General features: G+C 50.6%; 22 protein-coding genes. 1 reads left to right on the top strand and 21 read right to left on the bottom strand.

Features of this window, described 5'->3' with window-relative positions:
• Positions 1-17 precede the first annotated feature (17 nt).
• The 8 genes from NMQ00_RS05240 to NMQ00_RS05205 form a co-directional block, all read right to left on the bottom strand.
• Complete coding sequence (locus NMQ00_RS05240; RefSeq protein ID WP_255178240.1) at positions 18-692, bottom strand: DUF975 family protein; 675 nt, start codon at positions 690-692, stop codon at positions 18-20.
• Positions 693-795: 103 nt separating this feature from the next.
• Positions 796-1101, bottom strand: coding sequence for a hypothetical protein (locus tag NMQ00_RS05235; protein ID WP_255178239.1), 306 nt, complete (start codon positions 1099-1101; stop codon positions 796-798).
• A 155-nt stretch (positions 1102-1256) separates the two neighbouring features.
• Positions 1257-1637, bottom strand: a complete 381-nt coding sequence (locus NMQ00_RS05230; protein ID WP_021065508.1) for a YutD family protein — start codon at positions 1635-1637, stop codon at positions 1257-1259.
• Between the two features lie 48 nt (positions 1638-1685).
• The gene (locus NMQ00_RS05225; protein ID WP_255178238.1) at positions 1686-3011 is read right to left on the bottom strand and encodes a bifunctional metallophosphatase/5'-nucleotidase; all 1326 of its coding nucleotides are present in this window, start codon (positions 3009-3011) and stop codon (positions 1686-1688) included.
• Positions 3012-3040: 29 nt separating this feature from the next.
• Positions 3041-3886, bottom strand: coding sequence for a DUF72 domain-containing protein (locus tag NMQ00_RS05220; RefSeq protein WP_255178237.1), 846 nt, complete (start codon positions 3884-3886; stop codon positions 3041-3043).
• Positions 3887-3903: 17 nt separating this feature from the next.
• On the bottom strand, positions 3904-5085 hold the full coding sequence (locus NMQ00_RS05215) for an MFS transporter (RefSeq protein ID WP_255178236.1): 1182 nt from the start codon (positions 5083-5085) through the stop codon (positions 3904-3906).
• Between the two features lie 114 nt (positions 5086-5199).
• The gene (gene brnQ / locus NMQ00_RS05210; RefSeq protein ID WP_255178235.1) at positions 5200-6519 is read right to left on the bottom strand and encodes a branched-chain amino acid transport system II carrier protein; all 1320 of its coding nucleotides are present in this window, start codon (positions 6517-6519) and stop codon (positions 5200-5202) included.
• 241 nt (positions 6520-6760) lie between these two features.
• The gene (locus NMQ00_RS05205) at positions 6761-7033 is read right to left on the bottom strand and encodes an acylphosphatase (protein WP_255178234.1); all 273 of its coding nucleotides are present in this window, start codon (positions 7031-7033) and stop codon (positions 6761-6763) included.
• 111 nt (positions 7034-7144) lie between these two features.
• On the opposite strand from NMQ00_RS05205, the gene NMQ00_RS05200 reads away from it, so the two are divergent.
• Entirely contained in the window at positions 7145-8509 is a 1365-nt protein-coding gene (locus tag NMQ00_RS05200) for an alanine/glycine:cation symporter family protein (protein WP_441294616.1), read from the top strand.
• A gap of 36 nt (positions 8510-8545) precedes the next feature.
• On the opposite strand, the gene NMQ00_RS05195 is transcribed toward NMQ00_RS05200, so the two are convergent.
• The 13 genes from NMQ00_RS05195 to NMQ00_RS05135 all read right to left on the bottom strand — a co-directional run bounded on the left by NMQ00_RS05195 (position 8546) and on the right by NMQ00_RS05135 (position 22951).
• A complete protein-coding gene (locus tag NMQ00_RS05195) occupies positions 8546-9511 on the bottom strand; it encodes an L-lactate dehydrogenase (protein ID WP_255178232.1) in 966 nt (321 codons plus the stop codon).
• Between the two features lie 20 nt (positions 9512-9531).
• Entirely contained in the window at positions 9532-12126 is a 2595-nt protein-coding gene (locus NMQ00_RS05190) for a polynucleotide kinase-phosphatase (RefSeq protein WP_255178231.1), read from the bottom strand.
• Positions 12126-13472 carry a 3' terminal RNA ribose 2'-O-methyltransferase Hen1 gene (locus NMQ00_RS05185; protein ID WP_255178230.1) on the bottom strand — a complete coding sequence of 449 codons (1347 nt, stop codon included), beginning with the start codon at positions 13470-13472 and terminating at the stop codon, positions 12126-12128. The genes NMQ00_RS05190 and NMQ00_RS05185 overlap by 1 nt, the downstream gene beginning before the upstream one ends.
• A gap of 95 nt (positions 13473-13567) precedes the next feature.
• Positions 13568-14596, bottom strand: coding sequence for a leucine-rich repeat domain-containing protein (locus NMQ00_RS05180; RefSeq protein ID WP_255178229.1), 1029 nt, complete (start codon positions 14594-14596; stop codon positions 13568-13570).
• A 3-nt stretch (positions 14597-14599) separates the two neighbouring features.
• A complete protein-coding gene (locus NMQ00_RS05175) occupies positions 14600-15022 on the bottom strand; it encodes a DUF6678 family protein (RefSeq protein WP_255178228.1) in 423 nt (140 codons plus the stop codon).
• 6 nt (positions 15023-15028) lie between these two features.
• Entirely contained in the window at positions 15029-15181 is a 153-nt protein-coding gene (locus NMQ00_RS05170) for a hypothetical protein (RefSeq protein ID WP_255178227.1), read from the bottom strand.
• A gap of 344 nt (positions 15182-15525) precedes the next feature.
• Entirely contained in the window at positions 15526-16923 is a 1398-nt protein-coding gene (sufB, locus tag NMQ00_RS05165) for a Fe-S cluster assembly protein SufB (protein WP_034778439.1), read from the bottom strand.
• Between the two features lie 19 nt (positions 16924-16942).
• A complete protein-coding gene (sufU, locus tag NMQ00_RS05160) occupies positions 16943-17377 on the bottom strand; it encodes a Fe-S cluster assembly sulfur transfer protein SufU (protein WP_024372279.1) in 435 nt (144 codons plus the stop codon).
• On the bottom strand, positions 17367-18587 hold the full coding sequence (locus NMQ00_RS05155; RefSeq protein WP_255178226.1) for a cysteine desulfurase: 1221 nt from the start codon (positions 18585-18587) through the stop codon (positions 17367-17369). The genes sufU and NMQ00_RS05155 overlap by 11 nt, the downstream gene beginning before the upstream one ends.
• Before the next feature lies 1 nt (position 18588).
• On the bottom strand, positions 18589-19857 hold the full coding sequence (gene sufD / locus NMQ00_RS05150; RefSeq protein WP_255178225.1) for a Fe-S cluster assembly protein SufD: 1269 nt from the start codon (positions 19855-19857) through the stop codon (positions 18589-18591).
• A gap of 12 nt (positions 19858-19869) precedes the next feature.
• A complete protein-coding gene (gene sufC / locus NMQ00_RS05145; RefSeq protein ID WP_255178681.1) occupies positions 19870-20631 on the bottom strand; it encodes a Fe-S cluster assembly ATPase SufC in 762 nt (253 codons plus the stop codon).
• 172 nt (positions 20632-20803) lie between these two features.
• Positions 20804-22018 (bottom strand): MDR family MFS transporter, encoded by a 1215-nt coding sequence (locus tag NMQ00_RS05140; RefSeq protein WP_255178224.1) that lies wholly within the window; start codon positions 22016-22018, stop codon positions 20804-20806.
• A 102-nt stretch (positions 22019-22120) separates the two neighbouring features.
• The gene (locus NMQ00_RS05135; RefSeq protein ID WP_255178223.1) at positions 22121-22951 is read right to left on the bottom strand and encodes a MetQ/NlpA family ABC transporter substrate-binding protein; all 831 of its coding nucleotides are present in this window, start codon (positions 22949-22951) and stop codon (positions 22121-22123) included.
• Between the last annotated feature and the right edge of the window lie 4 nt (positions 22952-22955).

Genomic DNA, 22955 nt, shown 5'->3' with positions numbered 1-22955 from the left:
TGAGCGGAGGTTTTCGTTTAGAATCCTTGTTCGAAATCCGTTCCGGCATGGTTTGTCTGTGGTCGTTCCGCTTGACGAATCGAGTCGTAGAACGTCGCGTACGTCGTCGTGAAGTACGGGTAGACATACAAGAAGCCGATCCCGAGCGTGAACACCCCGACGAAGAACCAACCGATGAACGAGAGGACAAGTTTGAACGCGTCCATCTTATGTCCATCCATCATACGGCGTGACTCTGTGATCGCCTCGAGGGCCGATAATTCCGGCTGGTCACGCAAGATGTAATACGTGAGCGAGTACGAGAAACCTTTGATGATTCCCGGGATCACGAGGAGCAACGTCCAAAGGAAGATAAACAGTCCCATGAAGAACGGGGCGAGTACGTGCTTGACGTAACCCTTTTTGAATGGCTCGAACAACGTCGAGATGGCGGGCTTATCGCCGCGCGAAACAGAAAGAACAAGCCACGCCCAGCCAATCGTGAGCGGTGCAATCAACAAAGTGAGAAGAAGCGACAAGAACATAAGTCCCGTGTCTGCCGCTGTCGGAATCGCTTCCGGGTCTACAGGTACAGGCGGTGCGAACGATTGTGGAATCCCGTTCAACACGACGAATAAAATCAATAGTCCGGCCATCAACCAACGCTTTCCGGTTAACATTTTTTGTGCATGTTGCTTTAACTGTGCAGTCATTTTTCATCATCCTTTTTATGAGGTCTTTCCTAAGTGTACGTCATCACTTCAAGAAAAGTTTCAAAAAAACACGAAAAAAGGGAAAAAGGTTTCTCCCTCCCCTTCAATACATCACATTGCCCATGAAAAACTGTGACATCGATATGATAAATAAGAGCACACCTGTGGCCACTGCCACCAACGAAATAAGTTTAAACGAGCGACTTCTCAGAAACGCCTGACGATATTCAAAGCGGCGGATCAGTAAGACGTGAACAACTTCATATAGAAGGACTGCGGCCGTGAAGTAGAACGTCATGATACTCCCTAACCCGAAGAACAACATCGCAAGTAAACCCAACCCGAGATTGTGAATCCGGTTATGGACGTCATCGCGGTCACCGACGGTTGTCGTTTGTACGTGTTGCATACTTCCACCTCACTTCCAAAACCCGAACAGAAACATATACCTTATTTATAAGTTATCACAATTTTCCCATCCCTAAACCTGTCACACCGTCTTTTCACCTAAAAGAAACATTTGGAAAATAAATGTAATAAAAAAGCGCTGATGTCATCAGCGCGTCATGTTCCGGTCGAAGGTTCTGCTTCTTCCGACTTATTGAATTTGCGTTTCAGTTTGAGCGGTTGTTTCGTGCCGCCGAAGACCGGACCGTCTTCTGCCTCATCGATTTCCGTCTCTTTTTTGAGCACGAAGAACGGGCACCCAAAGTTACAGTATTCATACACGTAATCCATCACGTGATCGATTCGATTGTCATACGTCGCGAACTTGGACTTTGTCTCATAGAACCCTTTCAACCGAAGTTGTCCGTGGCCCCAATCGCCGACGATATAATCGTATTTATCGAGCACGTCGCTATAGCGTGCGATGAATGCCTCCTCGTCAAAACCGTCCCGTTTTTCTTCGATGACGGTATAGCCGTGGCGATTCACTCTAATCATATTTCACACCTCCACTTCCCTATCATATCATGCCGATCGGCCCCGTCCCTATCCTTTTCGAACGACCTTGTGACGCGTCACGATCGTTTCCCTCAATACGTCACGGAGCAGTTCCGGCATAAAGTAACGTTTCGTCTGATCAGCCAAGTATGGAAGGAGCGGACCGAACGTGAACATGTCGACCGTGGCGACACGATACGTCTCGTCGAGCTCGACTTCCTGACCGTGGACGTAATAGCGACCATGTCTCAACTCGAGACCGTGAACGACCGGGGCACCGAGCACCGTCCCGCGAAACCCGAGGCCGCGGACGTGCATCGTTGTGAACGCTTCTTCTTGAACATCGTTTAAAAAGCGGATTAGCGTCGCTCCGTCAAGCGTCAAGAGACAAGGGTTGATCGGGTGCGGACAGATGCGGTGAAGCATATTGAGCGTGACGTGACCGGGCCGTAACCCTTCTAGCAGGACCCCGGCCGGTATCACACTCACTTCCGCGTCACACCAGTCTGCCAGTCCGCCTGCCAACAGCTCCCCGATGGCGGACGGGCCAAACCAGTCACTCGGATAACCCGGGGTGTCGGCGATCGTCACATCGAGCAACCGCTCGGCTTGGCTATATTCCTCCTGTAATGTCGTAACCGTATCTTCATCCGTGCCCCGTTCCGTCAAATCATGCAAACAAGCCCGCTTCTCGACGATGCGGTTCCCATCGAGCGTGAGTTGCACTTCCCCGACGTATTGCCCGTATTTGCCGGCCTGGGCGATCAAGACGCCGTTCGTGTCGACCCCATCATCGAGCACGTGATGGGTATGGGCCCCGAGGATGACATCGATTTCCGGGAACGCCTCGGCGAGTCGTTCATCGGCATAGAAGCCGAGATGACTGAGCGTGATGACGACGTCACAGTCTCGGAGCGTCTCGAGCGCCCGTTTCGTCGCCACATGCGGCGCTTCGATGGCCCAGCCGAGCTCCGGATAAAGTTCTTCATACGGTGCCGTCACGCCGAACAGTCCGATGCGGAGCCCGTCGCGTTCGACGATGAGCGTCTCCGTCGCCCAATCGGGTCTCGTACCGTCCGCATGATAGACGTTCGCGAGCAACACCGGGAACGCCGCGTCATCGTACAGATGGGCGAGCCAGTCATGTGGGAACGTGATGCCTTCATTGTTGCCAATCGTGACCGCCGTCGGTTGGACACGGTTGAGCAGGCGGACGTTCACTTGTCCGCGCGTCACTTCCGTTGCCGGATGGGTCCTGTCAGCATGGTCACCGAGATCGAAGACGAGCGTCTCTTCTGTCCGGTGCTCGTTTAAAAATGAGACGAGACGCGGCCAGTTATGAAATTTCGAATGCAAGTCATTATAATGATACATCGTGATCGTTCTCAAGACGATTCCCCTTCCTAGAACAGGCTGATTTGGCTCGGGGCGAGCTCATATTCGGCCCCAAGAATCTCGATCAACCGCTTGGCGTTCGGCACTGCGTCCCCGGCCGAATTGTTGTTGAAGTAGACATACACCGACTTCGCCGCTGCGTCGACTTGGCGCAAGGACGCCGCAAGTTCTTGCAGTTCGTCTTCACTGTAACGATACAAGCAACGGACATGACGCCACTCTTGACTCGTCATCCCCGGTTTTCTGAGCCAACCGGCAGTATTTCGACCGTGCAAGCGCACGACGGCCACGTCCGGATTGGTCACGACCGGGACGAACGGGATGCTGCTCTCTTTCGTCTGCGGCTCGTCACAAATCGTATTGATGAAGCGTTGCTCCGCTAAAAAGGCGAGCGTCCGCTCCCGGAACGCCTCAGAGAACCACGTCGGATTCCGGAACTCGATCGCGATGTTATAATCCTTCAACTCGTCACGAATCGTCCGCAAATAATCGAGGTGCGGCTTCGAAACGTCAAACCACGGCGGCAGCTGAACGAGGACGGCCCGTAGCTTTCCGGCCTGTTTGAGCGGTTCAACGGACGTTCGGTAACGTTCAAACAGTTCGGCGAGCGGGAGCTTCGGTTCGCGGTCATGTCCGCTCATTTCCCTGGAAACTTTAACGATGAACTGGAACGTCTCAGGTGTCTCCTGGTTCCACTTCTCGTAATTCTTCACGGGTTGAATCGCATAAAACGAGGAATCAATTTCCACGGTCGGGAAATGACCCGCATAGGTCGACAGTTTATGTTTTCGTTCTTCCGGGGTCGTATAGAGCAGATCGTGGTCGCCCCACCCCGTCACACCGACATAAATCATCACATTTCCTCCTTATATCATTGTTCGAACGTGGCCGTCGCTTTCCGCTTCGACCAATTCAACGTTCCGGCGAACGTCACGAGCAATAGCACGAGTCCCATCACGAACGGATAGCGCATATCGATATCAAACGCGATCCCGGCGAGCGTCGGTCCAACGATATTGCCGATGCTCATATAGGCGTTGTTCATCCCCATCGCAAATCCTTGTTCCTTATCGGCCATCTTCGACACGAGCGTATTCAAGACCGGTCGTAGAATCGATGTCGACAAGAAGATAATCAACGTGACCGCGAAGAAGATCGCATAAGAGCCGGCGAACAGCGAGAACAAAAAGCCGAGCGCGGCGAGCATGATGAAGATGAGCACAACTTTGATCTCCCCGAGCACCGAGACGAGACGGTCGACGGCAAACAGCTGGACGATGACGCTGACGATGCCTGTGCCGGTGATCATGACCGCGATTTGTTGCGGCGTCGCGCTGAACGTCTCACTGACGAACAGCCCGAGGACGGATTCATACGCCATCAGACCGAACGCCATGACCAAGTTGATGACGAGCACGAAGAAGTACGGCTTTCGTGTCGACGACACGAGTTGGCGCGGCAGCGACTCGCTCTCGTTCGTTTGAACGTACGGTTCCCGATCCGGTTCTTTCAATAGAAGGATCGACGAGATGACGGCGACGAACGACACGATTGCCGACAAGAGTAGCGGTGCCTTCAAACCAAATTCAGCGAAGAAGCCGCCGATTCCTGGTCCGATGACGATCCCGAGCGACATTGCCGCGGAAATATAACTGTTCCCTTTCGCCCGTTGTTTGAGCGTCGTGATATCAGCCACGTAAGCAAAGATGGCTGGAATTAATAAAGCGGCCCCGACACCGCCAATCGCCCGTGAAATCAACAGGACGGTCAGGTTGTCAGATAAGTAAAAAACGCCCATTGAGACGGTGAAGCCGATCAGACCCAAGATAATCATCGGACGGCGCCCGTAAACGTCTGCCCATTTCCCGGCGATTGGTGACATGAGCAACTGGGCTCCGGCGAAGACCGAGATCATGAGACCGGCAGCAGTGCCGCCCTCGCCGATCATCTTCAAATAATCAGGAATGATCGGAATTATGATCCCGAATCCTGCTACAGCGATGAACATGTTCAACATGAGAATCGCCAATTGTTTCTTTTGTTTAGTGGTCAATGTATGTCACTTCCTTTTCATCCTTTCATTTTACTTGTTGCTGAATGAAATGAGCAAACGATAAGACAGCAAAACACCCATCCTTGACCAGAGGATGGGTGTTCATTCACTTGCTTATGAGATGCGTGATTGAGCGAGTGATTGATTGGAACGTTGTTTCGGTAAGAAAAGCGTGATCACATACACGATCAACGTTGGAACCGCCCAGGCGAGCCCGATCTCAGCCATCGGTAAGTTCGTGATCCATTCAGTTGCAGCCGACGGCGCCAAACCGTGTGTCGTCTCGAAGAGCGAGAACACGAGAGCCGTGTACACCGTCGCCTTCATGGCGACGTGTGGGTTGCGTTGAATCCGTTCTGTGATCGACACGAGAACGAGTGCGATCATGACCGGATACAAGAGTGTGAGAAGCGGTACCGCGATTTGAATCAACGTACCGAGTCCGACGAGCGAGATGAGATAGCCGAACAACGTCGTCGCGATAACGACTTGATAATACTTGAGTGACTCGAACGTGTTGCTGATGAAGCGTGAGAACTCGGTGATGAGTCCGACCGCTGTCGTCAAACAAGCGAGGAAGACCGCTGCCCCGAGGGCGAGCATTCCGACTTGTCCGAATGACGTACCAGCGAACGCTTGGAGCAAGCTCGCGCCATCTGTCGTCCCCGTTTGGCCAGTCATATTCGCTCCGATCGATCCGAGCGAGATATAGACGAGCATCAAACACGTGACAGCGAGCAAGCCTGACGTGCGAAGAAGCGATGACGCTTCTTTTTGGTCTGTCATGCCGTTCGCCTTGAGCGTGACGAGCACGATGGCCCCGAAGACGAGAGCACCGAAGACGTCCATCGTCAAGTAGCCTTGTTTGAAGCCTTCACCGAGGGCACCGACCCACGTCTCATATCCTGCTGCCGGTGCGCTTGGCTTCCCGAGTGGAGCCACGAGGTTCGTGATTCCGATTGCCGCAAGCAAGAGCAAGAGGATTGGCGTGATGATGCGTCCGATGACTTCAATCAATTTTTGAGCACGTAACGTCAAGAAGAACGTTAAACCGAAGAAGACAGTTGAACTGATTGCGAGCGTGAGCGTAGATGGCGCACCGAGGAACGGTACGACGCCCATCTCATACGTGACCGCTGCCGTCCGAGGAATCCCGAAGAACGGCCCGATTGCCACGTACATTAATCCCGTCAAGACGAGCGCAAGTCGCTTCGGAATGTACCGAGCGATTTGGTCAGATCCACCGCCGACCCGCGCGACTGCGAAGAGCGCGAGTAATGGTAGCCCGACGCCGGTGATGACGAAGCCGACTAGGGCTGGGACGAGGTTCTCACCTGCCATCGCACCTAGCATCGGTGGGAACAGCAAGTTCCCGGCCCCGAAGAATAATGCGAAAATCGTAAACGCTAACGGGAATAATGTCGATTTTTTCATACAACTACCTCCACATACATGTAATACCTTCCGTGTTACCCAATGAATCAAATGACTAAATTTTCTGACAATAAAGCGCTTGGTCTATTTCATTATACACACTTTCACTTTTTTGACCACCCTATCCTTAAAAATGATGTTTATTTTTTTGAAATGTGGATTTATTGTATGGAACCGTTCCCTCAATTTACAAATTATCGGCGAATGAATGACACGTGATTGCTGTTTATGAAAGAAATGGTCAATAACGGATATCAAATTTCCGATGCGATTCGACCGTCGCGTCATCCGCTTCGATCTGCTCGACCCCAACGAAGCGATTGCCATCATATAAGGCACGTTTATACGATTCTAGTCTCTCGGTGTCTCCTTCGATTTGAAGTTCGACCGTCCCATCATTCAAGTTTCGGACCCAGCCCGTGATGCCATATTCTAGTGCTGTCGCTTGCGCGAAATAGCGGAAACCGACCCCTTGGACACGGCCTGATACGATTAAATGTTGTGCTTGTTTCATAAGTGTATTCCTCCTCGTATATGAAATAACATGTTTAATACCCCTATAGTTAGGAAATAATATTTAAGTAAAATAATGGATAGGAGTGGTGATGTGGAACAACTTGTGAATATGGTGACGTCGTTTTCTGATTGGTTATGGGGAGTGCCAATCATCTCATTACTTGTCTTATCTGGACTTTATTTGACGATACGTTTAGGTTTCTTTCAATTCCGATACCCGCTATACATATTGCAACAAACGTTAGGCAGTGTCTTTAAAAAACCAAAAGGCGAAGGTGACATCAGTCCCCGCCAAGCGCTGACGTCGGCCCTATCGTCGACGATCGGTGCCGCCAACATCATCGGGGTACCGGCCGCCATCATGTTTGGCGGTCCCGGGGCCATCTTCTGGATGTGGGTCATCGCCGTCGTCGGGATGGCCATCAAGTTCTCGGAGAGCGTCCTCGCCGTTCGCTACCGTGAGAAGAACGAGGCCGGGGAATTCGTGGGCGGTCCCGTCTACTATATGGCCAAAGGCTTGAAATTGAAATGGCTCGCCTCATGGTTCGCTTTCGCTCTCATGATTGAACTCATCCCGAGTATCATGGTCCAAGGAAATGCGGTCAGTTCGGCCGTCCGTGAGACGTTCAACGGTAATACGCTCGTGACCGGGTTGATCGTCGCGGGTCTCGTCGCCCTCGTCGTCTTCGGCGGAGTGAAGCGGATCGCTAAAGTGACGGAAGTCATCGTCCCGGCGATGGCGCTCGTCTATGTCGGTGCCGGTTTCATCATCGTCTTGATGAACTTCTCGCAAATCCCGGAAGTGCTCGGGCTCATCTTCTCGTACGCGTTCCAACCGATGGCCGCCCTCGGCGGTTTCGCCGGTGCCGCGATCGCCGAGACGATTCGTTGGGGCTTCGCGCGCGGTCTGTATTCGAACGAAGCGGGACTCGGGACGGCACCGATCGCCCATGCGGCCGCTCAAACCGATCATCCGGTCCGTCAAGGCTTCTGGGCCGTCATCGGGATCGTCATCGATACGCTCATCATCTGTAGCACGACGGCGTTCGTCGTCTTGTCTTCCGGTGTATGGACACAGGACGGCGCTATGAATGATCCGGCCGCCTTGACGACGATCGCATTCCAAGAGTACTTCGGTTACACGGGCAGCCTGCTCGTCACGATCTCGCTCATCTTCTTCGTCTTGTCGACGATCATCGTCATCATCTTCTACGGGTCGCGCCAAGCCGAGTACTTGTTCGGATTGACTGCAGGGAAGTTGATGAAAGTCGTCTATATCGCCTCGATCGTCATCGGTGCGATTGGCGGCGCCCAAATGATTTGGAACTTCCTCGACTTCATGCTCGCGATGATCCTCATCCCGAACATGATCGCCGTCTTGATGTTGAGCGGCGAAGTGAAGCGCTTGACGACCGAGTTCTTCACGTCCGAGAAATATTATAAGAAAGACGTCGCCGAGAAGAAGGCGTCGTAACGACAAACCCGGCTGCATGGGCAGCCGGGTCTTTTATTATGAGGTCGATTCAATTTTATCAATGGCTTGACGAATCCGACCGACTGAGGCGTCGAACTGTTGTTGTTCTTCGTCCGTCAGTTCGATCTCGATGATTTGGCGGATACCGGTCCGATCGATTATGGCCGGTACGCCGATATGAAGCTCAGAGGCCCCGTATTCGCCGTCGAGATGGGCACCGATCGTCACGACGGAGTTCTCGTTCCGGACGATGGCGCGAACGATCCGGAGGAGACCGAGCCCAATCGCGTAGTACGCCGCGCTCTTATATTCGATAATTTGATTCGCCGCATCGCGGACGTCTTGATAGATGGCGTCCAAATCTTCTTGGCGGTACGATTCATTCTCCTCAAGTAACTGCTTCATCGACTTCCCATAAATGCGGGCATTGTCCCAGGCGACGAATCCCCCGGCGCCATGCTCGCCCATGTAATAGACATGGCAGTTCCGTGATGACAAGTCGAAGTACTCGCCGACCTTATAACGAAGACGGGCCGTATCAAGCACCGTACCCGAACCGATGACGCGGTGCTTTGGCAAGCCGGACGCCTTCCAGGCGACGTGCGCCATCACGTTGACCGGGTTCGTCGCAACGACGATGATGCCGTCGAATCCGCTCGCCATGACTTGTTTCGTGACGTCACGGACGACGACCGCATTTTGTTCAGCCAGGTCCATCTGGGTCTGACCGAGCTTTTGAGCAGCACCGGCCGTGATGACGACGATATCGGCGTCACGGCAGTCCGCGTACTCCCCCGCCCAAATGCGGACCGGGCTCGGGGCGAACGAGATGCCATGGTTGAGGTCCATCGCCTCCCCTTCGGCCTTGGCGTGGTTCGAGTCGATCAAGACGAGCTCTTCACAGAGCGCCGCCATCGACAGTTGATAGGCGAAACTGATACCGACCCACCCGGCGCCGACGACGGCGATGCGGGTGATGTCTTTTGGATCAATCGTTTCCATATATCGTACCTCCCTAATCTTTATAGTCTTGGATCAACTGGCTCGGCTTCCATCGCAAGTGTCGCCAGAACGCATTCATGATACCTTTCGAGAGATTCTCGCTCCACAAAACGTTTCACACCTTCTATCCCAAGTGCAAATTCACGCAAGGCGAGCTTTTGTTTCTTCGAGACGTTCCGTTTCTTTAATCGCTTCAAGTTGTCAGGTTCTAAATAATCCATTCCATAGATGATGGATAAGTACTTCCGACCACGTACTTTGATCGCAGGTTGAATCAGTTTCCCTTCAACTTGCGTCAAAAACCGCTCTGGTTTAATGACGATCCCCTCGTGACCGTCTTCAGTCATCGTTTTCCACCATTCAATCACATCAGTTTCAGTCTCGGCATCTTCAATGATTCTATAATCGGTCGCTAAAAACAGTTCATCCATTTCTGAAAATCTCTGATTCATGGTCATATGCCATTCATGCGTCTTATCAAAAAACGTTTCTTCGCTATGTGCCAACACATGGAAAGGTGCAATATTAATCGCGTTAAGATTTTCAACGTCCCAACAATACGTTTGAAACGCCTGTTTAAATGTCTCTGCTTGTTCCAGCTTTTGACTCACTTCTCTATACCATTCACGAACGCCATCCACACGGTCTACAGCTGACTCGAGCGAACGTTTTAATTGCTCTCGATCGAGTAACGCTTGCTCAGCGACGTGAGCATACTGATGACGAATCAACTCTCTCGCTTTCAAATTCCAAGGCAGGATTTCGGCATCAAGTAAGACAAACTCTGTTTGATGCGACGTGAAGTAATCGTTTGATGTCAACGACTGATGAAGTCGCGTAACGACTTCAAGCTCCTGTTCAGATTCAAAGAACCGTCTACCTGAACGCGTATAAATGATCCCCTTCGTTCGTCGGCCAATCGCTTGCTCTGCAGCATCCTCATTCTTAAATAGAAGTAGAATTGCACGACTCCCCATATGCTTTTTCTCAGCAATCAGTCGCGTAATCCCAAGTTCTCGATAATAGGCAATCGCTTCGTTTGGGTGCTCGAGATAACCCTCCTCAGCAGCTGGCTTCGGTGTCGGGCTCATCGTCGGTGGAATGTAAACCAACTCTTCAAGTGGGACGGTATGATGTGATACGAGATCAATGGACGGTAATGCTGTTTCTTTCGAGACCTTTACTGCACCGATGGCTTCCGTTTCTACCGTATAGCCATTCATAAACTTCCCGATATTTGGTGGGTCTAATCGTTTCGCTTCTAGCATCGCGAGCGGATTGTCATCGACTTGTGCATAATCTTGGTTTGCTTCCACTTGAACGATGGTTTGTTCCGGATAACGAAATGCCGTCAAGCGCCCACCAAAAACCACACCTTGATCGATATTAATGGTTTGATTGAGACGTAGTGGACGTGGACGCGGATCGTGTCCCCAAATGATTAACTTGTTCGAGCGATGATGCACCGTCCAATCTTTTCGAATCGGCTTACCTGCGTCATCAAATCCATCATTGTCACCGTAGCGACAAAAATCACTAATCTCTCGAGAGGACTTACCAATGAACTCGTCTCGAATACCGGCATGGACACAGACCGCTGTCGGAATATCGTGCTTGGTCAGAACATAGTGAGAGGGTGCATGTTTTAGCAGGCGCTTCATTGAAGACTTTAACGCCTCCGTTAATTCTGCGCCATTCTCCTCTTCGAATGCATGGAGTTCTTCCACAAATAGCTCATCCCCATGCTTCATCGTAACGTTTCGTCCTTCGAGCCAGCGCAACACTTTCCAACCATGATTACTATCAATCATTTTCGCAACACCCGCTTCGACGTGCCGGATGAAGAACAAAATGGTGTCAAGTGACTTCGGACCGCGACTCATAATATCTCCAAGTGACAAGAAGGTTCGTCCTTCTGGATGTACGTATAACCCTTCTTCGTTTTGGATGTATCCTAAGCGTTCGAGCAATTCGATAAACTCGTCGAAGCATCCGTGAATGTCCCCAATCACATCAATTCCATCGTCTGTCGATAGATGAAGCCGGTTGTTCATCTGACGCGTTAGGTCGACTTCATCTACGTTCGCGATGACGTGGACTTGATCGAATCCTTCGCGTTTCATCGAGCGCTTTTCCCGATTGAACACTTGAACTTGTTGTTTTACACGTCGCCCCCCACGAGGGAAATCGCGTTGTTGATCACGCTCAAGTAATGTGTGTTGTTCGACGTCTAAGACTAGCGCGTAGATAGGTTGATGCAACCGTCGTGCCAATTCGATATAAGTTTTACGGTCAGACGCATAGAGGTGTGTCGCGTCGATTATCGTCAGTTTATTGAGTCGCGCCCTTGCTTCGATGAGTGAAGTCATCAGCGCAAACGCCTCTGTGGATATGTCTTGATACGCTTCATAAAGCGTGTCAGCTTCGTCCGGCGGATGTCCTTTCCAATCGATATGCTCGACATCCCCGACAAGTTTCCGGTAATCATCCGAACTGACGACTTCGCTCGGACGAATCGTTTCGTCTTCGATTAATTGTTTGAGCCATGTCGACTTTCCGCTATTAGACGGTCCGACTAATAATACAATTCCCGCATAAGGAAGTTGAATCCGCATTATAACACCTGCTTTCTTGTAAACTCGGCGAGTTGAGTCGGCTCTCCAAACGTCGGATGGTTTTCGCCTATCCCACTGAACGTACACGAGTAACCGAACAACTCTGCTTGCGTCTCACAAAAAGACATAAACTCTGACCTCGTCCACTCGAAGCGGTGATCCGGGTGTCGATATGACGAATCGAGCCCATACTCCTCGTTATACTCTCGATTTGGTGTCGTCACGAAGAGCGACTTCGGTCGGTACGTATCGAGAAGTGTGGCCATCATCTTAGGAATACGACTTTCATCAATATGTTCGATGACCTCACAAAGAATGAAGACGTCTGCTCCGCGTAATCGGTCATCCACATAAAACAACGAACCGAACATCGACACCGGTTGATTAAATGTTTTATCTTCGGCATTTTTTTCATAACGTTTTAATGCCTTCAGTCGCTCACGCTCAGACGGTTCGACCGCATAAATCAGTTCAATCCCAGGCACAAAACCAAGTTTGCTCGCAAGCTTCCCTTCTCCGGCACCCATATCAATGACGACACGACGCTCTGGTAAGGCGCTCACTTTTCCGATGATCGCCTCATAACGCAGGTCGTTCAACCGCTGGTGATCCGCTTTTTGTACTTTAGCTGCTGGCTCCTCTTCTAAGAGACGATATACGTCTTTGAAGCGCAATGCTTGTTTCAAAATATATGTACGTTGTGGATGAGAATCTAACCATCCTTCCCCGTAACGTTTGAGTTTTTCAATTTCTTTTTCATCGATAAAATAATGCTTATAATTGTCCATGACAGGAATCAAAACATACAATTGTCGCAATGCCGATTGAAGTGTCGTCATGCCTGACAATTGTAGCATTCGGGCAGAGTGTTTCTTCGTTAAATCTAAATCGTCGGTTGTCTCGCTATAGACGAACTCCACCTGATAACCGAGTGGTTCGAACAACTCACGAATGGCTCCATCACTTAATGCACTCGCAATCGGCCCAACAGAAATGTGTAACGGAAACGAATGATTGACCCATTCCGCATATTCTGGTTTTGGTTTACCGTTGAGCGCCGTGCCGAGGGCCGTTCGTAATAACGAGCAAAAAATACTGCTGACGGCAAATTCTCGGTCATTTATGTATGAAGTAATATCGTATTGGCCAGCATTGTTACGTGAAAGTTCGATTGGGTCGGGCGTTACGAAAAATGTGACGTCTACATGTTCAGCCTCAAAGCGGTTAAAGAACATCCGGACGAGATGACCGTTTTCAGTGCGTTCATATATATTGTTTGGATTTTTAGCAAGCAAATAGGACAAGACTTCTACATGTTCGCCTGTAGCTCGGATGGAGAGTTGCATGGCTTCACCTGACTTTCTTTGAATGTATGTGTTCAATTTTATTCAAATATACCATATTTTTGAATCCTCTCGTACTCGCCATATGCTAGAATGCGTTAATCCCAATCACTGATCTCAACCTTCCCGTACTGGTTCATCATTTCTGTAAATTCGTCATTCCGACGCACGCTACCAAAATCGACCACTACTTCCTCCACAATCGGGTTTTCTAAAAGAGGTACATAATCTTTGAATTGCATATGCTTCGCAGAAAAATGGGAAAATTGTCGTAACGAAGGTGCTTCACCTAAGCTTGAAAGATCGATCAGGCCTTGTAAATGTTCGATTTCTATTCTTTTCAAGTGATAAAGTTTACTAACATCAGGTAATTGTTGAACACGACGAAGCGACTGTAAATGAAGTGTTCGCAACTCGAGCAATTCAGAAATGACGGATAAATCTTCTAATTCCCGAATGTGCCGCAACCCCAAATGTTGTAGCGCTTTTAATGCGGAAAGTGCCGTCAAATCGCGTGTCCCGCCTAATAGGATGTTCAGTGTTGTCAGTTTTTCAAGACCGCCTAAACAAGAAAAGTTATGTAATCGTACCGACCGTAACGTCAGCTCTTCTAATTGAGGGAGTCTCCTCAACACATCGATGCCTTTCGTATGTCCTTCTATGCGCAAACGTTTTAGTCTCGAGAATCGACTAATCACCGATAAATCGGGCTTCGTCGACTTCGTCGCCCCGATTGAGAGGTCAATCAGGTGATCTGTCACACCGTCTAAAATGTCTAAACTTTCTAATCGATAGACACATAACACGAGTTCAGTTAACGAACGAAGCTGATGAATGACGTTTAAATTCGTTATTCTACGATCAACGTCCACATATAACCTTCTTACTGACGGGACATACGCAAGATTAGATAAGTCGCACCGTGCAAAATCAAAGCTATGTGCACGCAACACGATGTCATCACGTTTTGAAAAGAGATGCGCTTCTAATAACATAAACGTTTCTTGTGATACAACATCAGAGAATTGAATCGTGTGCAGGGTTTCCAACTGTATGAGTTCAAGTACTTCTGGCTCCGTTAACCGGTCCGTGATTTCGACTCGTCCGCCACCTATATCTTCATACATGTTTTAATTCTCCCCTCTTTCGAAAATCCCCGTATCTCGAACATAACCAAAAATACAAATAATCTCACCTTCCATTACAAAAGGTATCTTTAGTCGTCTCAATATGTGATGAAATTCATCGGTTACATCATGAATCTCTGGTTCCATGATAGAACCACGAGCTTCTTTGACTATAGGTAGAACCCGCATCCATTCGATTGAAGCGGTAGGATAGGGGAAGCCATCATCCCAATCACTTGAGAGATCAGCCGTCTTCGATAAAAATTCAGGACTTGGTGTGTCTTCCAATACGCATTTGATTTGATAAGGGGCATTAGATAAGAATGTAGGTGCCACCGCTCTTCTCAGTCCCTCCCATTTTGTTTTATTCATCACCGATGTCAATTGCCGCTTTTCAATTTCATGTAGCCGTTTTTGTCGGTCCATCCCGGTTTATCCCTTCTCATATACGATCTCTAAGCGCTTGATTGCCCGCGACACGTCTTCTCGATTCTGTTTTTGCTTCATCCACTTGGGCAAGCGACTCTCCATACTTCGGTTCGCGCCGTCGCTCGTCCGAATATCTGCTTCCACGTACTGTCTCATATACGCGAGGTGCTCCTGGTTATAAGCCCATAGGATATGACCACAGCAGTTCGTCTGTAAATAAAGTGGAAGTCTAAAGAAAGGATCGTGGGCGCCTCTTTCCACCCGTATGCCTTGATCCGAATACATCCGTACGTACCCACAGGCCAGACAACTAAGACGTACCTCTTCATGAACGATTATGTCGGCGCGCTGCTCACATCGAGGACACCGCACAAGAAGCTGATGCATGAACGCCATTAATGTTTTGCTCTTTAACTGAAATCGCTTCACTCGACACGCACCTCCTCATTTGATTATACAAAAAACCAGCGAAGCTACGCTTCGCTGGTTACATGAATAGATTACCCGATCGATCCTTCCATCTCGAACTTGATGAGACGGTTCATTTCGACGGCATATTCCATTGGCAATTCTTTCGTGAACGGCTCGATGAAGCCCATGACGATCATTTCCGTCGCTTCTTCTTCCGAGATTCCGCGGCTCATGAGGTAGAAGAGTTGCTCTTCTGACACTTTTGAGACTTTTGCTTCGTGCTCGAGCGAGACTTGGTCGTTCAAGATCTCGTTGTACGGGATCGTGTCCGACGTCGACTCGTTGTCCATGATGAGCGTGTCACATTCGATGTTCGAACGTGCGCCTTTCGCTTTACGGCCGAAGTGGACGATACCGCGATACGAGACTTTTCCGCCTTGTTTCGAAATCGACTTCGAGACGATTGACGATGACGTGTTCGGTGCGAGGTGAATCATTTTCGCGCCGGCGTCTTGGTGCTGCCCTTTACCGCCGAGAGCGATCGAGAGCGTCATACCGCGCGAGCCTTCACCTTTTAAGATGACGGCTGGGTATTTCATCGTGAGTTTCGAACCGATGTTACCATCGATCCACTCCATCGATCCACCCGCTTCACAGACGGCACGCTTCGTGACCAAGTTATAGACGTTGTTCGCCCAGTTTTGGATCGTCGTATATCGGCAGTACGCGTCTTTGTTGACGAAGATCTCAACGACCGCTGAGTGAAGTGAGTTCGTCGTGTAGACCGGTGCTGTACATCCTTCGACGTAATGGACAGATGCGCCCTCGTCGACGATGATGAGCGTCCGCTCGAACTGACCCATGTTCTCCGAGTTGATGCGGAAATAAGCTTGGAGCGGTTGCTCGAGCTTCACGCCTTTTGGTACGTAGATGAACGAACCACCTGACCAAACAGCCGAGTTGAGTGCCGAGAACTTGTTGTCCGTCGGCGGAATCAATTTTCCGAAATACTCACGGAAGAGGTCTTCATTTTCTTTAAGCGCCGTGTCTGTATCTTTGAAAACGACACCTTTCGCTTCGAAGTCTTCTTGCATGCTGTGATAGACGACTTCAGACTCATACTGAGCCGAGACGCCTGCCAAGTATTTTTGCTCCGCTTCCGGGATTCCGAGCTTGTCAAACGTACGTTTGATTTCTTCAGGAACCTCGTCCCACGAGTGCTCTGTCTTTTCAGACGGTTTGACATAATACGTGATCTCATCGAAATCGAGTGCCGTGAGATCGCCACCCCATGTCGGCATCGGCATTTTGCGGAACTGTTCAAGTGATTTCAAACGGAACTCGAGCATCCATGCCGGTTCTTCTTTCATGCGCGAGATTGTCTCTACGATTTCATTCGTCAAGCCGCGGCCTGAACGGAAAATCGAGATGTCTCGGTCATGGAAGCCATATTTATAATCGCCAATGTCAGGCATGTTTTTCGCCATATCGGTCTCCTCCTTCTACTTACGCTTCCTCGTCGACTCCCTTTTCAAGCGCTTTCCACGCGAGCGTGGCGCACTTGATGCGAGCCGGAAACTTTGAGACGCCAGACAACGCTTCGATGTCGCCTAGGTCGAACGTGTCTGTATCATAGTCTTTCCCTTGGACCATCTCCGAGAAAATGGTGGCCAATTGGAGTGCCTCGTCAACAGATTTGCCCTTCACGATTTGAGTCATCATCGATGCCGACGCGAGACTGATTGAACAGCCTTCACCTTCGAACTTGGCATCTTTCACGATTCCGTCCTCGACTTGGAGTTGGAGTCGGAGTGAATCCCCGCATGTCGGGTTGTTCAAGTCGACCGTCACGCCATCTTCGATGACGCCACGGTTTCTTGGGTTTTTATAATGATCCATGATGACCTGTCGGTACAACATGTCGAGATTGTTAAAACTCATAATTGAAATACTCCTTCGTTTGACGTAGCCCTTCGATGAAGCGGTCGACTTCTTCTTTCGTGTTGTACAAGTAGAAGCTCGCTCGGGCTGTCGATGATTGCTTCAGGAGACGCATGAGCGGCTGGGCACAGTGGTGGCCGGCCCGGACCGCGATGCCTTGCATATCCAAGACGGTCGCTAAGTCGTGGGCGTGCACGTCACCTAAGTTGAACGTGACGAGTCCGACCCGTTCCTCTGGCCCGAAGATTTGGATTCCTTCGATCGTCCGCATCTGTTCGATGGCGTACGTCGCGAGCGCCCGTTCGTGGGCTTCGACGTTCTCGAGACCGAGGTCTTCTAAAAAGTCGATGGCCGCTGCCAAACCGACGGCGCCGGCGATAATCGGCGTCCCTGCTTCGAACCGGTACGGGATGTCTTTCCAGGTCGACTCGTACAAGTCGACGTAATCGATCATCTCGCCACCGAATTCGACCGGTTCCATGTGTTTGAGCAACTGCTTCTTCCCGTATAAGACACCGATCCCGGTCGGACCGAGCATCTTATGGCCTGAGAAGGCGAGGAAGTCACAGTCGAGTGCTTGCACGTCAAGTTTACGGTGCGGTGCGCTTTGTGCCGCATCGACGACCATGACCGCGCCTTTTTCATGGGCGAGCTTCGCCACGTCGGCGATCGGGTTGATCGTGCCGAGCACGTTCGAGACGTGGCTCATGGCGACGATTTTCGTCCGGTCCGATAAGACGGCACGAACCGCGTCGAGCGTGACTCGACCGTCCGGCGTCAATTCGACGTAACGGAGCGTGGCCCCTTTACGCTTGGCGAGCTGTTGCCATGGAATCAAGTTCGCGTGATGCTCCATCGGCGTGAGGACGATCTCGTCCCCCGCGCCGACGTTCGCATCTCCGTAGCTTGACGCGACGAGGTTAATCGCCGTCGTCGTCCCACGTGTGAAGATGATCTCTTCCGGGACGGCGGCGTTGATGAATGAACGGACGCGCTCCCGCGCCCCTTCATACGCATCCGTCGCGTGCGTCCCGAGCGTATGGACGCCCCGGTGCACGTTCGAGTGGATGCGGCGATAGTAATCCTCGATCGCCTCGATGACAGCCAGCGGTTTTTGGGAGCTCGCCGCGCTGTCGAGATAGACGAGCGGATGACCGTTGATTTCCTGATCTAAAATCGGGAACTGTTTACGAATCGAGGCATCAATCATCTTAACGTACTTTCCCTTCGATGACTTCACGGAGACGGTCTTTGACCGACTCGATCGCGAGTTGCTCGACGACCGGGTTCAAGAATCCGTGAATGATCAACCGTTCGGCTTCTTTACGTGACAGACCGCGGCTCATCAAGTAGTAGAGCTGTACGTCGTCGACGCGTCCGACCGAAGCGGCGTGACCTGCCATGACGTCGTCCTCATCGATGAGAAGAATCGGGTTAGCATCGCCACGTGCCTTCTCAGACAACATGAGGACACGTTCCGTTTGAACGCCGTTCGATTTTGAAGCGCCATGGTGAATCATCGATGTCCCGCTGAAGATGGCCGTGGCCGAATCTTTTTGGACACCGTGAATCAAGATGAACCCTTCTGAAGACTTCCCGAAATGGTCCGTCCGGATGTTGAAGTTTTGTTTCTGTGCGCCACGACCGATCGTGACAGCTTTCGTGTCTGAGAACGTGTTGTCTCCGACGAGGTGCGTTTTCGTCTCGACGACCGAGTTGCCGTCGTTCATGTGACCGAGTGCCCATTCGAGGCGTGCGTTCTCATAGACGACACCGCGGCGGTTCATGAACGAGAGAGCCGACTCAGCGAGCTGATCGACGCCACCGAAGACGACTTTCGCGTTCGCACCAGCGAACACTTCTGTCACGGCGTTGACCGTGTGCGGCTCGTTCGTGTTCGAGAGGAAGCTCTCGACGTACGTCAATTCACTGCCTTCGTCTGCGACGATGATCGTGTGATGATAGAGCGCGCCGTTCGCTTGTTCCATCGTGAAGATGGCTTGGAGCGGGTCTTTCAATTGAACGTTCTTCGGTACGTATAAGAACGCACCACCGTTCATGAGGGCAGCGTTCAACGCAGATAAACGTTCTTCGTCCACGCGGACACCTTCCGTCATGAAGTATTTCTCGACGAGCTCCGGATGTTGTTCCATCGCTTCGTTGATGCCCATGAAGAGGACACCTTCTGGCGTCGCAAGTTCGTTGTAGACGACATGACCGTTGCGTTCAACGAGCACGTTTGTACGGTGGTCTCCAAGAAGTGCTTCGATTTCAGGCGTCAAGCCGTCGTGTTTCGTGAGCTCGACGTCTCCAGAGACGAAGTCCCATTTATCAATCTTGATTTTTTCAACTTTTGGCAAGGCGAGAGTCGGCGCAAGTTCTGCTGCTTCTTTGCGACGGTTGACCATCCATGAAGGTCCACCGAGCGCCTCTGCACGTGCCGCTACTGCTTGTGCATCCAATTCAAATTGTACGGTCATCGTACAGCCTCCTTACGCTTCTGTGTCTACTGTCATTCCAAGATCTTGCTTCACCCAGTCGTAACCTTCTGCTTCGAGTCGTTGTGCAAGCTCTTTGCCACCTGACATGACGATTTTTCCGTCCATCATGATATGAACAAAGTCTGGCTCGATATAGTTGAGGAGACGTTGGTAGTGCGTGATGATCAAGCAACCGAACTCTTCGTTGCGCATTTCGTTGACGCCTTTAGCGACGACTTTGAGCGCATCGATGTCAAGACCTGAGTCGATCTCGTCGAGGATGGCGATGTTCGGTTTGATCATCATCATCTGAAGAATCTCGTTACGTTTTTTCTCCCCACCTGAGAAGCCTTCGTTCAAATAGCGGTGTGCCATTTCTGAAGGGATTTCGAGAACGCCCATCTTCGCATCGAGTTCACGGATGAACTTCATGAGCGAGATTTCTTGGCCTTCTTCACGGCGCGAGTTGATTGCTGAACGCAAGAAATCGGCATTCGTGACACCACTGATTTCAGCAGGATACTGCATCGCGAGGAACATTCCGGCTTGCGCGCGCTCGTCGACTTCCATGTCGAGTACGTCTTCGCCGTTCAAATCGACGCTTCCGCCTGTGACTTCATACAATGGATGTCCCATAAGTGCCGATGCGAGTGTAGATTTACCCGTCCCGTTAGGACCCATGATGGCGTGAATTTCGCCACCTTTAATTTCAAGATTAAGACCTTTGACGATCTCTTTTCCTTCGATTGAGACGCGGAGGTCATCAATTTTCATGTGTGGTACGTTAGACATTCGGATACCCCTTCCGTTTTCTCGCCATTTTTGGCGTAGATTAGATATATTCTAATCTTAATCTAGGCAATTTTTTATTTCAAGCGACTCACCTTATTATTCATTCTCAATAAAACATAAATGTTGAGAATGAGAATATCGGGAAATCAAGACTTTATCCAACTTTTTCCTCGAGTAAGGCCAAACTTGCTTTCCGTTCTTTCAAGGCGCCGGCGAAGAAGAAGGCGCCGCACGCCGTCAACACGGCCAAGCTTCCAAACACTGGCAGCGCGGCGTTGTCGAATCCATCTAGCAACAGACCGCCGATGACGGGACCGATCGTCTGACCGAGCGCCGTCAACCCCATCGCCCCGAAATACGTCCCGCGCAGATGGGCCGGTGCCAATTCATCCGTCAACACGTCCGTCATCGTGAACATGAGCACCTCACCGATCGTGAAGATGACCATCGCGATGAACAACACCCACGTCTCGGTCGCAAATCCGATGAGGAGAAGCCCCGTCGACAACGTCCCGACGCCGAAGAAAAGCGACTTGATCGGCGACACGCGAATCCCGAACCGCATAATCGGATATTGGACGACGAGGACGGTGATCGCATTGACCGTCAACAGATAGGCGAACAAACGTGAGCCGTCACTGAAGCCGTCATGGAACGCGATGAACTGCGGCAACGTCGCATTGAATTGACTATAGCCGATGATGGCGAAGATCATCCCGATGATGACGAAACGGAACGTCTTATCTTGTTGTAACACACGGAACGTCTCCGTCAAGCGCGGCCGGACCTTGACGCCGTCTCCTTCCTCGAACGGATACTTGCGGAACAACGTCGAGATGACGAGGCCGTATAACACGTAAACGCCCGTCACGACGAAGAAGGCACTCTTCGCCCCGGTGAGCGATAAGACGACCGCAAGCAGTGGCCCGATCGCCGCCGCGATGTTGATTAAAAAGTAGCGGACATTATAGACGATGACGCGCTGGTCCGGCTGCGTCGTGTCGCTGATGAGCGCACGGGACGCCGGTTCGAGGAACGACCGCGACACGCCCATGAGTACCGAGAAGATATAAAACCAAAATAATTCCGAGACGAGCGCGAAACCAGTGAACGTGATCGCGTTCAAGGCGATGCCGATCAGCATCAACTGTTTGCGCCCATACCGGTCAGACAACGTCCCCCCGAAAAAGCTCATGAACAACCCCGATAACGCCGAGATGGCGAACACCGTCCCGATGACACTCGCCGAGAAGCCAAGCGTCGCAAGATAAATCGCAAAAAACGGCATAACAAAAAATGTCGACAGCCGGGCAAAAAATGTACCAAATAAGACACCCAGCGTCAGCGGATGAATGTGTCGTATGTTCATCCGGATCCCCCCTTTTTCTCTATATCTAGTAGTGTACTGCTCTTTCTATAAGAAGACTACGGAAAACAAAAAAGGTCTGGCTAACGCCAGACCCTTTCATGATTAGTTATTCACTGGAATAACTGCACCTTCATATTCCTCTAAAATCCAATCCTGTGTTTCTTTCGTTGTAAGAACTTCAAGGAGTGCTTTCACACGCTCATCGTCCTCTTCACCTTCACGTGTAACGATCAAGTTAACGTATGGTGAGTCTTCACCTTCAAGTGCGATTGAATCGTCAAGTGGAGAAAGACCCGCATCAATTGCATAGTTTGTATTGATGATAACAGCGTCGCCTTCGCCGTTGTTGTAAGCTTGTGGAAGAAGTGCCGCTTCAACGTTCATTGTGAACTTCAAGTTTTTAGGGTTGTCGACAATGTCAGCCACTGTCGCGTCCGTCGTTTTACCGTCAGCAAGTGTGATCACGCCTTCGTTTTGAAGAAGTGTCAACATCCGTCCATGCTCGGCAACGTTCGAGCTCATGATGATTTCGCCTCCATCTGGAAGCTCATCAAGCGACTTGTAGTCTTGTGAATAGATACCGATCGGCTCAACGTGAACTCCGCCAGCAGATGCGAATTTATAGTCTTTGTTATCTTTCATTTGAAGATCAAGGTATGGCTGGTGTTGGAAGTAGTTCGCGTCAATATCTCCGTCCGCTAACGTTTTGTTCGGAAGGACGTAATCTTGGAACTTTTTGATTTCAAGCTTGTAACCTTTTTCTTCATACTCGTCTTTCACGTGCTCCAAAATTTCTGCGTGTGGGACGTTTGACGCGCCGACGACGAGCGTCTTGTCATCGCCCGAACCTGATTCTGAATCCCCACCGCAAGCCGCGAGAATTGTGAGTGCTGAAGCTGCTGTTAATCCGAGTACTGTTTTCCATGATTTCATTATA

Origin of the sequence: Exiguobacterium aurantiacum (assembly GCF_024362205.1) — a bacterium.
GTDB classification, from domain to species: domain Bacteria; phylum Bacillota; class Bacilli; order Exiguobacteriales; family Exiguobacteriaceae; genus Exiguobacterium; species Exiguobacterium aurantiacum_B.
Note: the sequence above shows the minus strand (reverse complement) of the source record. Positions and strands in the feature narration are given on the sequence as shown.

Coding starts and splice junctions, on each gene's coding strand:
- NMQ00_RS05140 (WP_255178224.1), bottom strand. CDS start 22,018: ATGAACATACGACACATTCATCCGCTGACGCTGGGTGTCTTATTTGGT.
- NMQ00_RS05220 (WP_255178237.1), bottom strand. CDS start 3,886: ATGATTTATGTCGGTGTGACGGGGTGGGGCGACCACGATCTGCTCTAT.
- NMQ00_RS05225 (WP_255178238.1), bottom strand. CDS start 3,011: ATGTATCATTATAATGACTTGCATTCGAAATTTCATAACTGGCCGCGT.
- NMQ00_RS05135 (WP_255178223.1), bottom strand. CDS start 22,951: ATGAAATCATGGAAAACAGTACTCGGATTAACAGCAGCTTCAGCACTC.
- NMQ00_RS05185 (WP_255178230.1), bottom strand. CDS start 13,472: ATGCAACTCTCCATCCGAGCTACAGGCGAACATGTAGAAGTCTTGTCC.
- NMQ00_RS05195 (WP_255178232.1), bottom strand. CDS start 9,511: ATGGAAACGATTGATCCAAAAGACATCACCCGCATCGCCGTCGTCGGC.
- NMQ00_RS05240 (WP_255178240.1), bottom strand. CDS start 692: ATGACTGCACAGTTAAAGCAACATGCACAAAAAATGTTAACCGGAAAG.
- sufD (WP_255178225.1), bottom strand. CDS start 19,857: ATGACCGTACAATTTGAATTGGATGCACAAGCAGTAGCGGCACGTGCA.
- NMQ00_RS05155 (WP_255178226.1), bottom strand. CDS start 18,587: ATGATTGATGCCTCGATTCGTAAACAGTTCCCGATTTTAGATCAGGAA.
- NMQ00_RS05205 (WP_255178234.1), bottom strand. CDS start 7,033: ATGAAACAAGCACAACATTTAATCGTATCAGGCCGTGTCCAAGGGGTC.
- sufU (WP_024372279.1), bottom strand. CDS start 17,377: ATGAGTTTTAACAATCTCGACATGTTGTACCGACAGGTCATCATGGAT.
- sufB (WP_034778439.1), bottom strand. CDS start 16,923: ATGGCGAAAAACATGCCTGACATTGGCGATTATAAATATGGCTTCCAT.
- NMQ00_RS05200 (WP_441294616.1), top strand. CDS start 7,145: ATGGTGACGTCGTTTTCTGATTGGTTATGGGGAGTGCCAATCATCTCA.
- NMQ00_RS05230 (WP_021065508.1), bottom strand. CDS start 1,637: ATGATTAGAGTGAATCGCCACGGCTATACCGTCATCGAAGAAAAACGG.
- NMQ00_RS05170 (WP_255178227.1), bottom strand. CDS start 15,181: ATGAGACAGTACGTGGAAGCAGATATTCGGACGAGCGACGGCGCGAAC.
- NMQ00_RS05180 (WP_255178229.1), bottom strand. CDS start 14,596: ATGTATGAAGATATAGGTGGCGGACGAGTCGAAATCACGGACCGGTTA.
- brnQ (WP_255178235.1), bottom strand. CDS start 6,519: ATGAAAAAATCGACATTATTCCCGTTAGCGTTTACGATTTTCGCATTA.
- sufC (WP_255178681.1), bottom strand. CDS start 20,631: ATGAAAATTGATGACCTCCGCGTCTCAATCGAAGGAAAAGAGATCGTC.
- NMQ00_RS05175 (WP_255178228.1), bottom strand. CDS start 15,022: ATGGACCGACAAAAACGGCTACATGAAATTGAAAAGCGGCAATTGACA.
- NMQ00_RS05235 (WP_255178239.1), bottom strand. CDS start 1,101: ATGCAACACGTACAAACGACAACCGTCGGTGACCGCGATGACGTCCAT.
- NMQ00_RS05190 (WP_255178231.1), bottom strand. CDS start 12,126: ATGCGGATTCAACTTCCTTATGCGGGAATTGTATTATTAGTCGGACCG.